Source organism: Rhodococcus sp. IEGM 1241 (assembly GCF_033142365.1).
In the GTDB taxonomy this organism is placed as follows: Bacteria; Actinomycetota; Actinomycetes; order Mycobacteriales; family Mycobacteriaceae; genus Rhodococcus_F; species Rhodococcus_F erythropolis.
Genome location: NZ_JAWLSE010000001.1, coordinates 646,836 through 661,693, shown reverse-complemented (window position 1 = coordinate 661,693; position 14,858 = coordinate 646,836). Strand labels below are relative to the sequence as shown.

15 protein-coding genes are annotated in these 14,858 nt (G+C 62.0%); 9 read left to right on the top strand and 6 right to left on the bottom strand.

Going from position 1 to position 14,858, the window contains the following annotated elements; all coding sequences use genetic code 11:
• Positions 1-44 precede the first annotated feature (44 nt).
• From R4P70_RS03135 to R4P70_RS03100, 8 genes are all read left to right on the top strand, one after another.
• Positions 45-635: a MauE/DoxX family redox-associated membrane protein gene (locus R4P70_RS03135; RefSeq protein WP_317830377.1), complete on the top strand. Its 591-nt coding sequence runs from the start codon at positions 45-47 to the stop codon at positions 633-635.
• A gap of 43 nt (positions 636-678) precedes the next feature.
• Entirely contained in the window at positions 679-1,287 is a 609-nt protein-coding gene (locus tag R4P70_RS03130) for a redoxin domain-containing protein (RefSeq protein ID WP_019745575.1), read from the top strand.
• 75 nt (positions 1,288-1,362) lie between these two features.
• Positions 1,363-2,034: a methylamine dehydrogenase light chain gene (locus R4P70_RS03125; RefSeq protein WP_317830735.1), complete on the top strand. Its 672-nt coding sequence runs from the start codon at positions 1,363-1,365 to the stop codon at positions 2,032-2,034.
• A complete protein-coding gene (locus R4P70_RS03120; protein ID WP_228401393.1) occupies positions 2,031-3,350 on the top strand; it encodes a hypothetical protein in 1,320 nt (439 codons plus the stop codon). Before R4P70_RS03125 ends, R4P70_RS03120 begins: the two co-directional genes overlap by 4 nt.
• Complete coding sequence (locus R4P70_RS03115; RefSeq protein ID WP_317830376.1) at positions 3,347-4,936, top strand: multicopper oxidase family protein; 1,590 nt, start codon at positions 3,347-3,349, stop codon at positions 4,934-4,936. Before R4P70_RS03120 ends, R4P70_RS03115 begins: the two co-directional genes overlap by 4 nt.
• A gap of 26 nt (positions 4,937-4,962) precedes the next feature.
• On the top strand, positions 4,963-5,310 hold the full coding sequence (locus R4P70_RS03110; protein ID WP_003940240.1) for a plastocyanin/azurin family copper-binding protein: 348 nt from the start codon (positions 4,963-4,965) through the stop codon (positions 5,308-5,310).
• Positions 5,310-5,633 carry a cupredoxin domain-containing protein gene (locus R4P70_RS03105; protein ID WP_141488295.1) on the top strand — a complete coding sequence of 108 codons (324 nt, stop codon included), beginning with the start codon at positions 5,310-5,312 and terminating at the stop codon, positions 5,631-5,633. The genes R4P70_RS03110 and R4P70_RS03105 overlap by 1 nt, the downstream gene beginning before the upstream one ends.
• A 74-nt stretch (positions 5,634-5,707) precedes the next feature.
• On the top strand, positions 5,708-6,544 hold the full coding sequence (locus R4P70_RS03100; RefSeq protein ID WP_019745579.1) for a hypothetical protein: 837 nt from the start codon (positions 5,708-5,710) through the stop codon (positions 6,542-6,544).
• A gap of 95 nt (positions 6,545-6,639) precedes the next feature.
• Here R4P70_RS03100 and R4P70_RS03095 read toward each other — a convergent pair whose 3' ends face one another.
• The 6 genes from R4P70_RS03095 to R4P70_RS03070 are packed head-to-tail and all read right to left on the bottom strand — an operon-like array spanning position 6,640 to position 13,850.
• Positions 6,640-7,329: a vancomycin high temperature exclusion protein gene (locus R4P70_RS03095; RefSeq protein WP_019745580.1), complete on the bottom strand. Its 690-nt coding sequence runs from the start codon at positions 7,327-7,329 to the stop codon at positions 6,640-6,642.
• Positions 7,330-7,354: 25 nt separating this feature from the next.
• Positions 7,355-9,088, bottom strand: coding sequence for an ABC transporter ATP-binding protein (locus R4P70_RS03090; RefSeq protein WP_317830375.1), 1,734 nt, complete (start codon positions 9,086-9,088; stop codon positions 7,355-7,357).
• Positions 9,085-10,887, bottom strand: coding sequence for an ABC transporter ATP-binding protein (locus tag R4P70_RS03085; protein WP_230091015.1), 1,803 nt, complete (start codon positions 10,885-10,887; stop codon positions 9,085-9,087). Before R4P70_RS03085 ends, R4P70_RS03090 begins: the two co-directional genes overlap by 4 nt.
• A gap of 23 nt (positions 10,888-10,910) precedes the next feature.
• Positions 10,911-11,258, bottom strand: coding sequence for a plastocyanin/azurin family copper-binding protein (locus tag R4P70_RS03080; RefSeq protein WP_021331818.1), 348 nt, complete (start codon positions 11,256-11,258; stop codon positions 10,911-10,913).
• A 10-nt stretch (positions 11,259-11,268) separates the two neighbouring features.
• Positions 11,269-12,831, bottom strand: a complete 1,563-nt coding sequence (locus R4P70_RS03075) for a multicopper oxidase family protein (protein WP_317830374.1) — start codon at positions 12,829-12,831, stop codon at positions 11,269-11,271.
• Positions 12,828-13,850: an ABC transporter substrate-binding protein gene (locus R4P70_RS03070; RefSeq protein ID WP_317830373.1), complete on the bottom strand. Its 1,023-nt coding sequence runs from the start codon at positions 13,848-13,850 to the stop codon at positions 12,828-12,830. Before R4P70_RS03070 ends, R4P70_RS03075 begins: the two co-directional genes overlap by 4 nt.
• A gap of 146 nt (positions 13,851-13,996) precedes the next feature.
• Here R4P70_RS03070 and R4P70_RS03065 point away from each other — a divergent pair, with 146 nt between their 5' ends.
• A complete protein-coding gene (locus tag R4P70_RS03065; RefSeq protein WP_195790844.1) occupies positions 13,997-14,728 on the top strand; it encodes a TetR/AcrR family transcriptional regulator in 732 nt (243 codons plus the stop codon).
• Positions 14,729-14,858 lie beyond the last annotated feature (130 nt).

The following is a 14,858-nucleotide window of genomic DNA, read 5'->3' as shown; positions in this document are numbered from 1 at the left end:
TGTCCCACACACCACCGGCACTACCCGAGAGGAACGGAGGAAGCATGGACTTGGTCAGCGCCACCACTTCGGCGATCATCGGATTTGTTCTCCTGCTCGCCGGCATTCCCAAGCTGAACGACCACGACGGGGTCCTTCGTTCGGTACGCGGATACAAAGTGTTGCCGGTGCGACTCGAAGTACCGATCGCTCGCATCCTTCCCGTCGCGGAAACCGTCGTAGGCATCCTCCTGGTTCTCGGCGTGGCCCATCGCCTCGCCGCCTTGGTTGCTGCCGTCATGTTCGCGTCGTTCTTCACGGGCCTCACGATCAACCTCCTGCGTGGGCGACGCGATCTGGACTGCGGATGTTTTGCATTCGGAGTCGGCGAGATTCCGCGTATCGGATGGTTCCACGCCGTTCGCGCCGGAACACTCGCGGTGATCGCTGTGGCACTGTCGGTCACCGCCGGACAGGCTGAGATCGGCGTCCAGGCCGTGGCGGCGACCTTCGGATTCCTCTTTGTCCTGGCTGGAGTTGCTCTCGCACAGATTCGTTCGGTGGTCCACCTCGGACGACGCCCGGTCGACGACTATCTGTCGAGCGCCTCCATCCGCCTCCGAACCGCCGAAACCGCGTCCCGGTACGGCTCGTGACTCACATCCCCACCACTGAAAACTCGAAGGCAGGACTACCACGATGACCACTTTCCTCCTTGTCGCGACAGTGATCCTGGTGATCGCCGTAGCCGTACTGTTCTTGATGGTTCTTGCTCTGGCTCGTGAAATCGGCCGCGTACAAGTACGTCTCGGACCTCTCGGTGCCCGGATGATGGATACCGGGCCCAAGGTCGAACAGGCCGGCCCGTCGTTTGCCGGTCTCATCGATCAGGAAGGACGGACCGTCGGAGTCGGTGGTCACCGCGACAAGCCGCAACTCCTGCTGTTCACCGCTCCGAGTTGCTCGACGTGCAAGAGCCTTCTTCCCGGCGTAAGGGCAATGGCCCGAGCCGAATCGGATCTCGACGTGATCATCATCTCCGACGGAACACCCGAAGAGCATCGCGAGTTCCTGGCCGGCAGCGGGATCGGTTCCGAGCTCAGTTACATCGACGCTCGAGACGTCGGTATCGCGTACCAGGTGGGCACCACTCCGTACGGTGTGATTCTCGACGAGCACGGCAAGATCCGAGGAAAGGGCCTGTGCAATCACATGGCTCAGGTGGAAAGCCTGCTCAATGCGCTCGAATCCGGCACTCCCTCACTCCAGCACCTTCATGCCCAGGCGAAATCCGGCAGCGCGGCCTGATCTTCCTGCACAGTTCGATCCTCTTCACGAATCAGGAGAAAATCGTTGGACGACAATGAATTCCCGCAGCACAACATGACGGAGAATCGATATCCAGTCGACGAGGCGACAGTTCAGGCCCAGGCCGAATGGATGGCGGGCCAGGGCGGTTCGCTCACCAGTCGAACCGGACGCAAACTCTCCGAACGAGTTTCGCGACGGTCCATGATCAGTCGGATCGGCAAGTGGACCATGGGTGTGTCAGGAGTGGCACTGATCAGCACACTTCCCGTGACACGTAGTGCCTTCGCCCAAGAGCCCGAGGTTCCTGCGCCGGCACCTGGCCCCGAACAACTTGTCCCTGTCTACGACGGTAAAGATCCGGCCGAGTGCGAGTACTGGCGCTGGTGCAACATGGACGGAACGTCCTGTGCCGCATGCAACGGCGGCGGTGTCACCACCTGCGCCCCCGGCAGCAAGCCCGGCGCAGAGTTCTGGGTCGGATGCTGCACCAACCCTGATACCGGCAAGACCTATCTGATCGCCTACTACGACTGCTGCGGTGCACCTTCGTGTTCCAACGCATTCTGCGGCGAACCGGACATGCAGGCCGTGATGTACAACCCGGTCTCCGGAAGCTACGACCAGGAAATCATCTGGTGTGTCTCCGACGAGTCTCAGGCATACACCTGCACGATGGCGCCCATCATCGGTGAGGACTGCCAGACTCGACCGGCCGAGCGCCCCAAGGTCGGTGCCGGATCATGAGCAGTTCGCGAACCCGAAAACTGGCGCGCCCCGCCGTTGCCGTCATCCCACTCACAGTCGTACTCGCGCTGGCCGGTTGCAGTTCGTCCGACAACGACGAACCCTCCAGCGCAGGCGATGTCACCTATCCGACAGTTCCGTTCACTGCTCCGGGCGAGGGGATCTCCCTCGGTCACGACGACCAGGAAATCGGCGATACCATTCCCGAGCCATTGCACGTCGGTTCGATCACCCCGATCGCAGCTGACCGCTTGCTGGGCGTCGAAGGTGGATTCGGCCAGCTCGAGCTGAGCGTCAACGTCATCGATCCGAAAACCGGTGTGGCCGAGAGCCGAATCACCGTCGGCCCGGGTATCTGGGACCCGGTCATTCACGGATTCGTCGGGGATTCCGCCGAAGATCCTGCGGTGCTCGCTGCCGAGGTGTGGCGCCCCCGAGGTTCCCGCGGCGCAGCAGATTTCACGGTCAGCACCTACTCCGGAAACCTGCTGGAACCAGCCGAGGTCATGCTTCCGGACGTCGCACGCGTACATTCCCGTCCCGGCTCGAACGCCGTGACGTCCGACGGCAAGTTCTTCGTCACGTGGGACGACGGTTTGTACGGAATCAGAGTGGTCGACCTCGAGAAGAAGGAAGCGACCGGTGCACTCCAGATAGTCGGCTGCGGTCCGTTCACGTGGATGGTCGATCACGAGCTGTACAGCGTCTGCGAGGACACCCGGGAACTGCTGCACGTCACGATCGGTGACGACGGTGTTCCGAAGGAAACCGCCCGAAGCAAGGTCCTACCCGAGGATTTTGTCTCCACCCGCAAGGTCACGTGGGCATCGGAAGCACAAAAAGCCTTGCTGGTCAGTGAGAACGGCGATGTGTACGTCTTCGACTTCTCCAACGGACTGCCTCAGGAAGGTGTCAAGCCGATCGGAAACGCCGGGCAGGACTCCGGTCGATTCTCGGAGAACGTCATCAACGCCGACGCAACCCGGCTCGCAATCGCGTACACGGACACGGCTATTCATCCGGACTCTGCTCGGGGAGGCTCACTGGTCAAGATCGACTTGTCCGATGCAACGACCTTCGCCCCGGTGAAGAGCTTGACGCTGGCAGACCTCGGCTTGACAGACATCAAGAGCATGACCTTTTCCGTCGACGGCGCCACGTTCTACGTGCTCGGTACCGGACCTGAGGTCGAAGGCTCCGCTCCGCAGAAGATCGTGGGTTACAACGCGAGCACCGGCGAGCAGGTCAGTTCCGTCGATGTCTCGGGCAACGTCGGGGATGTCAGCGGGTTGATCACACCAGAAGTACTCCGATGAGTCGTCCCGGATCCGGTGTGGCGATGGGCCGGCGCCGCTTCCTGAGTTTGGGAGCACTCGGCGCCGGAGCACTCGGGCTCGGCGCGATGGGGACGATTGCCGGATGCAGTTCCACTGCAGCATCTCCGACGCCCACAACCGATCTCGACTACATTCTGCCCACCGACCCCGAAGTTGCCGCCGCAGAATCGGCGCGAGCCTGGAACGGGACCACCGCTGCGTTTGCCCTTGCCGCCGGATTCTCGACGGTAGATCTTGGCGGACGCCTCGTGGACACGTGGACGTACGGAGGCGCTGCGGTGGCTCCGGAACTTCGACTGAAGTCCGGTGACCGGGTGAACGTCAGCGTCCAGAACGGCCTCGATGCCGAAACAACACTGCACTGGCACGGAATTCGAATCCGCAACGACATGGACGGCGCGGCACCCACCACGCAGGCCCCCATCGGCGCCGGTTCGAGTTTCGAGTACAACTTCATCGCACCGGATCCGGGAACGTACTGGTACCACTCGCACAGCGGATTACAAGCCGATCGGGGGCTCTTCGGCGCCATGATCGTCGAGGATCCGAACGACATCACCGGGGCCGACGCCGATGCCGTTCTGGTGCTCGACGACTGGCTCGACGGATTGGGTACCACACCGGATTCCGTCCTGATGGCCCTGAACCCGGCAATTTCGGGCGGGCACGGCGGACACGGCGGTGGGGCAACGACTCCGGCGGAACACTCGGAAGCCGACATGTCCGTCGCGCAACAGTTGGTGAGCGGTGGACACGGTTCTTCCGAACCACTCGGCGGGATGACTCAACACATCGCGTATCCACTGCACTTGATCAACGGGCGGCCACCCAACGATCCTGCTGTCGTCACTGCAGCGCCCGGTTCGACCCTTCGACTGCGAATCATCAACGCAGCGGCCGAAACTCCGTACCGGTTTGCTGTGGCCGGTCACGAGATGACAATCGTCGCTACCGATGGCTACGACGTGGAACCAACTCCCGCCGACACCATCATCGTCGGAATGGCCCAACGCTACGACGTACTGGTGACGGTGAAGTCGGGAACATGGCCGGTGGTGGCGAAGGTCGAGGGCCGAGATGGTTATGCGTCGACCGTCCTACGCAGCACCGACGCGTTGGCGCTGGCGAATCCGGATGTGGGCGGAAACCTCTCGAAACTGGCCGGCCGACTGGTCACCGAAAGCGAACTCCGGCCCACGGAATCCGCACGGCTCGAGACGAAGTCGCCTGATCGCGACTACCACATCGAATTGATCCAGGCCGGCGATCGGTACGTCTGGGGAATGGCGGGAGCCGATGCGGGCAAGCTCGTCATGAAACAGGGCGAACGGGTCCGGATCACGATGAAGAACACGTCCACGATGTGGCACCCCATGCACACCCACGGCCACACGTTTGCGGTACCGGATTACGGCGGACTTCGCCGCGACACCGTCAACGTCCTACCCGGCACCGAGCTTGCCATCGAGTTCGACGCCGACAATCCCGGCGAGTGGATGTTCCACTGCCACAACGCCTACCACTTCGAGGCCGGCATGACGGCAAATCTGCGTTACGTCCGCTGACAAGTCGAAGAATGGAGAGACACCTCATGAAGAAACTCGTTCCCGCTTTCCTAGCCGCGTGCGCTGCCCTGAGCCTCACCGCCTGCAGTAGTGATGCCGGTGCATCGTCGGACGAACCTGCAGTCGTGATCGAGGTGAAGAACATGGCGTACACACCGGCATCGGTCACCATCGAGAAGGGACAGACCGTCGAATGGAAGTTCGACGACAGCGGACTCCCCCACGACGTGGTCGGCAACGGTGATCTCGACGGGAAGCTGAAGAGCGAGTTGCTCACCGAGGGAACCTTCTCGTACACGTTCGACGACGCCGGCACCTTCACCTACCACTGCACGCCCCACCCGATGATGGTGGGCACCGTGATCGTTCAATAGTGAGGAGGTGGATCGCCGGCTTCGGCCTCGCTGTCGCGGCGACGTTTGTCCCAGCTTGCGGCACAGAAGATCCCGTCCCCGACGTGGTGGTCGAGATCAGCAATGTTCAGTTCAGCCCGATGGACGTCACCGTGGAACACGGCGGCACCGTCGAGTGGCGCTTCGACGACGGTGGACTCCTGCATCATGTGGAATCACCCGGCCTGTTCGACAGTGGTATCACCGGAGACGGAACGTTCCGGCACACGTTCGAGAGCGTCGGCGTCTACGAGTATTCGTGCTCCGTCCACCCGTACATGATCGGCGTCATCACAGTGCTGTGAAACCTGGCTCATCACTTTTCGCTGCGACTTCGGCTCAACACTTTTCCTGAACCACAAACACTTCGGAGGATCTGATGACTACTGTTCTCTCACACGGCCCACTGCAGACCGATGTCCCTGACATCCGGCCGACCCTTCAAGGCTCGGTCGGCACCGCGACCCGTGTCAGCCTCGTCGCGGCGGGCGCTGCTGCGGGTGCCGGCCTCGCACTCGTGGCCACGCCATCTGCGACAACAGCTTTGACCACAGCTGTTATCGGCGCCGGACTGGTTACGTCGCTGGCTGCGAACTGGTCGACCTGCGGAATGTCCGTCGCCGGAGTTGTTGCCGCGCCGAAGCAGGTAGATCGGAAGGGATCCTCGACCCCCGTCCGCCGACTCGGCTGGCACGCTCTGGGTTCGGTCACGACGGGAGCCGTCACCGGGGCATTGATCGGCGCTCTCGGTGCGGCGATGTCCGGGTACGTCCCGATCGGCTGGGCGCTGGGCGTCTGGGCCGTCGTCGCGGTTGCGTACGGGCTGCACGAGTTGGGTGCGGTGAGGATGCCGACTCCGATGCGGCGCCAACAGCTTCCGCGCCATCTGCGCCGCACAATGGCGCCCTGGAAGGTCTCGCTGATCTTCGGCGCGATCATCGGTCCGGGATTTCTGATCTTCATCCGCTCGAGTGCGTACTACCTCCTGGCACTCGGCGTCATGGCTTCGGGTTCACCGGCTCTCGGGGCGGCGCTGTTCACGGTCGTATCCCTTGGCCGCTGCATGCCCAGCCTCGCGGCAATCGTGCACACCAAGCGTGGTGGCTCGATGCCGGGATTCCTCTCGATCATGTGCGTCGTGGACCGTCGCGTGCAGAGCGTCACCGGCGCGGCATTGATCGCACTGGGAGCATTCGCCGCCGCAGCACTGATCTGACTGTCGAGCTAGCACCCTTCACCTCGAGTGAACACACGCTCCGACTCTCCGGAGCGTGTGTTCACTCGACAGAAACCGTGCGCACTCACCCCGCGTCAGGGAATCGACAGCGCCACCTGGACCGAGTCCTCCGACGGCGACGTCACCTTTGCGTCCCGACTCCAGAGCATGTCCAGCGCTGCCTTGGGCTTGGCAAGAACCCACTCCCGCGCGGCGTTCTTGATCAGCGTGGGAGTTGCGCACCCGCAATCGCTGTTCACACCGTCTGCGTCGATGCCGACGTCTCGGCACAACGCAACAGCGCGGGGCACGTGATACCCCTGAGTGACGATCAACGCCTTGGTTACCCCATACGTATGTATGGCCCGGAAGCAGGTGTCATAGGTGTCGAGGCCGTACGGATCCCCCACGATGCGACGCTCATCTATTCCCTGCTCCACCAGGTAGTTCGTCATCGCCGCGATCTCGTCACCCGAGCCGCCGTTCGCGTCGCCGGAGACCAGGACCGCTTTAGCCTTTCCCGCTTCCACCAGTTCGACTGCTGCGTCCAGCCGCCCTTTCAGGAAAGCCATCGGCTTACCGTCCTTGATCTGCGCGCCCAGCACGATCACAACCGGAGCGTCGGGAGCATCGGCGGCGTCTGACGTATGTCCGGCCGACGCCACGGAGATCCACACGATCGAGCCCGCGTAGACAACTGCTCCGAGCACCGCAATGCCTGCGACCCAACGAGGCCACCTGCGCTTGCGCGGCGGTTTCACTGGATCTGCAGCAGCTTCGTCCATTCGTCGATCAAACCACACGGTTTGCTCATGGCTCGAGTGCTCGGTCGATCCTCCATCCCTCCGCGCCACTGCGCTCGGCCCACAGATCCGAGTACTTTCCACCTCGCGCGATCAGGTCTTCGTGGGAACCGACCTCCTCCACCCCTCCGGCTTCGAGGTAGACGATGCGATCTGCTCCCTGAATAGTCGACAGGCGATGAGCGATGATCACCACCGTTCGACCACGGGCCAATCGGTGAATTGCCTCGGTGATGGCGACTTCGTTCTCTCCGTCGAGGGCGGAAGTCGCTTCATCGAGAAGAACTATCGGAGTGTCCTTGAGGAATGCCCGCGCAATCGAGACCCGCTGACGTTCACCGCCGGACAGCAGTGATCCGCCTTCACCTACCCTGGTCTCCTCACCGCTCGGCAAACGGTCGATCACTTCGCCTAGCCTGGAATCCACCACTGCTTGACGGACCTCCGACTCGGTGGCATCCGGTCTCGCCAACCGAACGTTCTCCAGGATGGTTCCGTCGAACAGGTAAACCTGCTGTGAGACAGTCGATATCCGAGACATCAATGCTCTCGTTCCGATGTCGCGAACATCGGCTCCCCCGATGGATACCGCACCTTCGTCGACGTCCCAGAATCTGGAGATCAGCCGAACCAGAGTTGTCTTTCCGGAACCGGAAGAACCGACCAGAGCAGTGACCGAGCAGTCCGGGAATTCGAGGCTCACGTTACGAATCACGCGATCCGGGCCGTAGCCGAAGGAAACCGAATCGAACCGAATATCATACGAGGTAGGCTCTTTCGGCACCTCAGGCTCCGCCAGCACCGGTACATCGATCATCTCTCGGACAGATCCGAGCGACACCCGGGCCAGTGAGATACCTTCACCGAATCCTGCGAGCATTTGCATCGGCTCCACGAACCTCACGGCTAACACGAGAACAACGATCACGCTTGCTGTGTCGATGGACCCGGTGGTGACCAGCAGCGCCGCCAGAACCAGGACGGTGAGAAAGGCAACCTGAACGACGATCATGAAGCGCAGCAGATACTTGTCGACCGATCCGATTTCCTGCAGGTGTGCGTCCCGGTTGGACACAAGAGCTTCGTCCAACCGAGTCCAGCCTTCGCCACTCTTACCGGCCGAACGTAGAACTTGCTGCGCCTGTGCATATTCGACGACGCGCGATGCCAACTCGGATTCGCTCTTGCCGATCGCCTCGTATTCGGGAACAACCGCCCGTTGCACGTTGCGGTAAGCCCGAATCCCCAGTGGAACGAAGACGACCATCGCGAGAGACAGTCGCCAGTCCACAAACAAGACAGCGATCGCCACTGTCGCTGGAGTCACCGTGACGGTGACGAGTTGCGCGATGATCATTCCCGGGATGCTCATCAAGATAGCCGTGCCCTCGGTGACCAGGCGAGTGAACGCTCCACGGTTTGCCTTGCTGAACCACCCGAGCGGAACCTGCACCAAGTGCTCACCGAGGCGATGCATGATTCCACCGGCAAAACCCTCGATTCCGATGCGGTACGCCCGATTCTCGGCGATCCACCGTACGGCGCCACAGGCCACCGCCACGAGAGCAGCCGTGACAACCCACGGCACTGCGGCGTCGTAATCGCCGCGAACCACCGCTTTCAGGATCGGAATCATCAGTGCAAAGACGACACCCTCGAGTATCCCGGCGAGCGTGAAACCTGCTATCTGACCTCGCATCCCATTGTCGCGCCCGAGGATTTCGTCCAGGTCTCGAATCATTGCGGCGCCTTTCGCGGAGAGATGTCTTCGACGAGGGGGTTCTGGAGCGCCCACATCCGCGCGTAGGTTCCGCCGAGCGCCGACAACTGTTCGTGCGTACCTTTTTCCACGATCCGTCCGGCGTCGAGAACGAGTATCTGATCGGCGTATCGGACGGTGTGCAGTCGATGAGCGATCACCATCAGGGTGCCGCCGTCTGCACTGATCTCGCCCAGTGCGCGTTGAACGGCCGATTCACTGTGGGGATCGGCCTGCGAAGTCGCCTCGTCCAGGATGACGATCGGCGGGTTCTGAAGGATGGCGCGGGCGATCGTCAGGCGTTGCTTCTCCCCACCCGACAGCTCACCGCCCGAACCACCACCGATCTCGGTGTCATACCCGTCCGGCAGTCGCATGATCACGTCGTGAATCTGCGCCCGCCTCGCCGCTGTCTCCACTTCCAGATCCGTTGCATCCGGTCGACCGAGCCGAATATTCTCGCGCACGCTGTCCCGCAGGAGCACAACATCTTGGAAGACGATGGCCATCGATCTCAAGACTTCACGACTGGACTGATCTCGTAAATCGCTTCCGCCCAGTCGAATAGACCCGTCCGTCACGTCCCAGAACCGCGGAAGTAGACGCGCCAAAGTGGTCTTGCCGGAGCCGGAGGGGCCAACGATCGCGGTCACGGTGCCCGGTTGCATCTCGAAGGAGATGTTCTCGAGGACGCGCTGCCCAGTGGTGTATTCGAAGCCGACGCTGTCGAATTCGACCAAAGTGCTGCGAGCAGGCACTGCATCCTGAGGTTCGGCCAGCTCTGGTTCGCCGAGGATGCTCTCGACGTGAGTCGCTCCCAGTTGGCCTTCGCGGTAGAGGTTGGCCATCGTTCCCATGTGCAGAACCGACGACGGAACACCGATTCCGACGACCAGAAAGGCAACAAGAGCTACCGGGGTAATCCAACCCCCGGACAACATTGCAGTTCCCGTCGCCGTGATGACCACGATGAGTACCGCCGGTGAGAGGAGGATCGACATCGCGACCACCGGCCTTCCCATCCCCGACATCCAGCGCACGCACACCGCAACCATCGAATCGACAGCGCTCGAGTAGCGCGCGAATGCGCGACTCCCACTCCCGTACGTCTTGACAACCTCGATACCGTCGCCCAGTTCTACTGTCGCAGAGGTCAATGTCGACATCGCAAGATTCCACGAGTCGACGTTCGTTCGATAGGCTCTGCGCATCGACGGCGCGGCAAGAGCTAGACACACTCCGATGTAGCCGACCAAGATCAGGCTGAACTTCCAGTCCATCGCCACCAGATAGATCAGGGCCACTATCGGCGACAGGATCGCGGGTACCACGTCGGCGGGAAGGTGAGCGACGAGAAGATGCATCCGCTTCACGTCGTCGGTCATCGCCTGCTTCACTTCACCGGTGCCACCATTTGCAAACCACCCCAGAGGAACTCGGGACAGATGCCGAGCGATACGCGAGCGGATCGAGTATTTGAAATGCGCGTCGGCGGTGTGGCACACGGTCAGCGCTGCGTTGTAGACGACAAAACCGAGAATTGTGCCCGCTGCACCGATTGCGGCCCACAGCCAGACCAGGTTCAACGACGAGTCGGTCAGGAGCACCCGCGCGATCTCGACCACCGAAACGTAGGGCAGGAATCGTAGCGGCACCGACAGCGCCGACAAACCCGCACCCAGGAGCAGGCGATTTCTCACGGGAGCGATCATGCGACCCAAAGCGTCTCGGTCGACCAGACCAGGCGAGTCTTCGAAGGCCACAGTCTCCTTCACTGTCATCGAGTTCACTGTCATCGAGTTACTCACTCTTCGACGATGATCGTGCCGGTCATGTTCGGATGTGGTGTGCACGTGTAGGTGAACGTTCCGGCTTTGTCGAAGGTCTGACTGTAGGTTCCGCTTCCTTGGAGATCGCTCTTGATCCCCAGCTCGGCGAACACGACATCGTGCGGCATTCCCTGGTCCTCGAAAATCCACGTGACCGTCTGTCCTGTGTGCACAGTGACGGAGTTCGGTGAGTACGCAAGGTTCTTCACCGAGATCTCGACCGGCGCTTGCTCGGTGGAACCCTGTGATTCACCTCCGCACGACGTCAGCGTGAACACCGCTGCAACAGCGATCAATGTGGTCAACCCGGTGCGAACTGACATTCTGCTCTCCTCATCGAACGTAGTGGAGGTCGGCAGTCATCCCGGCCTCGAAGTGGTACGCGTTGTGACAGTGGAACATCCACCGTCCTGGATTGTCGGCGTCGAAGTCGATCGCCAATTGTGCACGCGGAAGTACGATCACGGTGTCTCGGCGAAGCCCGCCGTACGAGGGAACCGAGAAGGTGTGCCCGTGGGTGTGCATCGGATGCCACATATCGGTGTTGTTGTTCATGACGATTCGTATTCGCTCGCCCTGCTTCATGATCAACCGACCCGCATCGGCGCCCGCCATTCCCCAGACGTATCGATCCCCGGCCTGGATGAGATCGACCGAATACTCACGATCCGGCACCCTCTGTTCCCACGCGCCCGACGGTCGAAGCGTCGGTTCCAGAACGAGTCGACCGCCGGACCCTGACAGCACTGCAGGAGAAGTCAGGTCGACGCTCGCTACCGAATCCGGTGTCCGAAGCAGGCACGCGGCGCCACCTGGCTTCCCTTCCACCTTCGCGGCGATAGGCCACGAACCGGACTGCACCGTCACCAATACGTCGTATCGCTGCGCGGGTGCGATCAGAATCTCGTCTCCGGCTGTGTAGGCGATGTCCTGCCCGTCAGCACTGACAACGGTCAACTCGTGCCCGGCGACCGAGAAACGGTACGGAGTCTCCGCCCCGGCATTGATCACCCGCAATCGAAGCCGTGTTCCGGCCGCTGCACTGACGACGAAGGGATCTTCCACAGGCCGTCCGTTGATCAGGTGCAGTGGATACGTGATGTGCGTTGCCATTCCACCGAGCGCCTCGGAATTACCGTGACCGCTGGCGAGAAGTTCTGCGGCAGAATCAATCTCTGCATCATCGACTTCCGGTGGAGCTCCGCCGTGCCCGTGGTGTCCTCCCTGCACGTCCGGTGACAATGCGCGAAGCACTGCATCCGGGGTTGTTCCCAGCCCGTCGAGCCAGTCGTCGATCACGATGACGACGTCCTCGTCGGCTCCGGTCCGGTCGTTCGGGTCCTCGACCACGAGTGCACCGAATAGCCCTCGATCGGCCTGCAATCCTGAATGGGAGTGGTACCAATATGTTCCGTGATCCGGGGCCACGAAGTCGTAGGTGAACTCGGTACCTGGTCGGATTCGTTCCTGGGTGACCGGTGGGACACCGTCCATGTCGTTGCGGATCGCAATGCCGTGCCAGTGCACCGAGGTCTCCGCCGGAAGGTCGTTCTGCAACCGAAGGTTGAGCCGGTCTCCCTTGGAGATTCGAATCTCCGGCCCCACCGCTTCTGCACCGTACGACCATGTGTCCACCCCTCTGGCGCCCAGACTCACCCGAGCGGGTGCAGCTGTCAGATTCCGTTGGACTGTGTGCCCGCTACGAAATCTGGCCTGTTCGGCAGCACGTACTTCGTCGTCGAACGGTGAAATCTCAGAACTGGTTTCGTTCGCCGAGCCACGGCTGCACGCACTCAATGCCACAGAACCCAAAGCCGCAGAACCCACAGCCGCAGAGCCGAGAGTCACCGCTCCCCATCGCAGAGCCAGGCGCCGACTCAACGCACTCGAACTCATGCCGTCAGCGCCGTGAATTCCTGATAGCGCGTCGCGGCAACAGCTTCGGTTCCGGTGCCGGTCAGATTGCCGGCAGCCATGGCATCCATGTCCTCGATCATCCAGAAAGTGGCGAAGGGATGAGTGGCGAGCCACATGTCTCCGTTGATCTTGGCCACTCGGTTCTCCTGCACCGCTGAAAGACTCGAGAACCCGGGAACACCGGCAACCTTGCCGAACTCGTACACGCCCTCGTCGAACACGGCTACGATCCGAGCATCCTGCGCCGGGATCGCCTCGTCGGACAGGGGCGCATACGGCAGTCCTCCAGCGGCATTCGCTCGCTGGGATTCCGGACGCCCGAAGCCGCTCTCCGCCAACAGCAACGACGGCGGCGCCTGCTCGGTGGTGGTGGCAAGGATTCCAGAACTGCTCATCAACACCGACACGGTGTTCGCTTCACCACCGGACCGAGCAGAGACGTCAGCGATCTTGCTCTCCAAAGCGACAGTCAACTTGTCGGCAACCGACTGACGATCAAAAGCGCGTCCGAAGAAGGCAAGATTCTCACGCCACGGAGTTGTGACGGCCGGGACCGGCACTGTGGGGACGGTCGACGCGAGGGAGTCGTAGTAGCTCCGATCGCCCATCGACGTGAAGATGACCAGTCCAGGATCCTGGGCGAGGACCTGCTCGATCGGGGGTGCACCGAGCGGCGGCACCGTGACCACCTCGGTACCCGCTGACGCCAAGATGTCCTGGCCGATCTCCGATCCCCACGACGTGAAGACCACGTCAGGGGTGATGCCGACGGCAAGGAGACCGAGTGCGGCGTATTCGTCGAGGGAAACAATTCGCCCGAGGTCGCCCGGAACCGACGTCTCACCGAATTCGTGGGACACAACACGCGTTCCCTCGGCAGGTTCCGTCGTCGGTCCCGCCTCACTCGAGCTACAGGCGGCCGCAGTCAGGGCAACGACACTGACCAGCAGCGAAGCACCCAGCCTCGATAGGTAACCGGGTCGCGTTTTCAACTTCATGGTGTCCTTCAGCTTCGAATAATCGGGGGTTCGCTACAAATCGGAGCACTGCTCGGATTTGGCAAGTAAACCTCACCTAAGTTCATCCGTCAATCGGTTGCGTCGACTACGCGACCCGATCCGACGCCGCTAAGCTCGGTCGGACCATGACTGCGCCATCACCTGACAAGAAGTCCGCCGCGAAATCACAGCGCCGCCGGAGTTACAACACCGGGATAACTGCGGACGCCGTGCTGACCGTGGCGCTCGGGCTCAGTCGCGAGCACGGAGTCGAGGGCTGGTCGCTGCGGCAGCTGCTCAGCGAACTCGATACGTCGTTCTCCGTCGTCTATCGACTCGTCGGAGATCGGGACGCACTCTCGGCTGCGGTGGTCGACAGTGCGGTGTCGGCCGTGAACGTGCCATCCGCACAAGAAGATTGGCGTCAATGGCTGACGCATCTGCTCTTGCAGATGCGAGAGGCCTTGATCGAGTGTCCAGGCGCGGCACAGTGGCTGCTGATGAACGGAGTTGCCACCCAGCGCAGCCGGGAACTCATGGAGGCCGGATTGGCTTCACTGACCGCCGCCGGGTTCGGGGAAGAAGCCGCTCAGGCTTACACCGTCGCCTTCACTTCGACAACCACACTGATTGCCATGAACGACGCCAGGCGCATTCCCAGCGGACAGCGTTCACCCGATCACAGCGCGATGCTGGAACGCCTGAGCAACGACGGACCCTCAGATCCCCGTTCATCGATGGAGACACTGATCGGGAAATTTGCCGGTCCACCGGATGCTGCGGAAGCAACACGGGCAGAACACTATCGCTACACACTCGACCGTGTCCTCGACGGTCTAGAGGCGCGACTGGACGCAATCAAAGAGTCACAGAAATGACCGCGGGGGGGGGGGGGGGGGGGGGGGGGGGGGGGGGCGGGGCCCCCGCGGCGGGGGGGGGGGGGGGGTGTGGGCGGGCGGGTTGGGGGCGGGGGCCCCACCCGAGCCGCGCGTTCGCGGCAGCACCCCC

Excerpts from the sequence above, each read along its gene's own strand:
- R4P70_RS03075 (WP_317830374.1), bottom strand. The coding sequence starts at position 12,831 with ATGAGTTCGAGTGCGTTGAGTCGGCGCCTGGCTCTGCGATGGGGAGCG.
- R4P70_RS03130 (WP_019745575.1), top strand. The coding sequence starts at position 679 with ATGACCACTTTCCTCCTTGTCGCGACAGTGATCCTGGTGATCGCCGTA.
- R4P70_RS03095 (WP_019745580.1), bottom strand. The coding sequence starts at position 7,329 with ATGGACGAAGCTGCTGCAGATCCAGTGAAACCGCCGCGCAAGCGCAGG.
- R4P70_RS03100 (WP_019745579.1), top strand. The coding sequence starts at position 5,708 with ATGACTACTGTTCTCTCACACGGCCCACTGCAGACCGATGTCCCTGAC.
- R4P70_RS03065 (WP_195790844.1), top strand. The coding sequence starts at position 13,997 with ATGACTGCGCCATCACCTGACAAGAAGTCCGCCGCGAAATCACAGCGC.
- R4P70_RS03070 (WP_317830373.1), bottom strand. The coding sequence starts at position 13,850 with ATGAAGTTGAAAACGCGACCCGGTTACCTATCGAGGCTGGGTGCTTCG.
- R4P70_RS03115 (WP_317830376.1), top strand. The coding sequence starts at position 3,347 with ATGAGTCGTCCCGGATCCGGTGTGGCGATGGGCCGGCGCCGCTTCCTG.
- R4P70_RS03135 (WP_317830377.1), top strand. The coding sequence starts at position 45 with ATGGACTTGGTCAGCGCCACCACTTCGGCGATCATCGGATTTGTTCTC.
- R4P70_RS03120 (WP_228401393.1), top strand. The coding sequence starts at position 2,031 with ATGAGCAGTTCGCGAACCCGAAAACTGGCGCGCCCCGCCGTTGCCGTC.
- R4P70_RS03085 (WP_230091015.1), bottom strand. The coding sequence starts at position 10,887 with ATGACAGTGAAGGAGACTGTGGCCTTCGAAGACTCGCCTGGTCTGGTC.
- R4P70_RS03080 (WP_021331818.1), bottom strand. The coding sequence starts at position 11,258 with ATGTCAGTTCGCACCGGGTTGACCACATTGATCGCTGTTGCAGCGGTG.
- R4P70_RS03125 (WP_317830735.1), top strand. The coding sequence starts at position 1,363 with ATGACGGAGAATCGATATCCAGTCGACGAGGCGACAGTTCAGGCCCAG.
- R4P70_RS03110 (WP_003940240.1), top strand. The coding sequence starts at position 4,963 with ATGAAGAAACTCGTTCCCGCTTTCCTAGCCGCGTGCGCTGCCCTGAGC.
- R4P70_RS03090 (WP_317830375.1), bottom strand. The coding sequence starts at position 9,088 with ATGATTCGAGACCTGGACGAAATCCTCGGGCGCGACAATGGGATGCGA.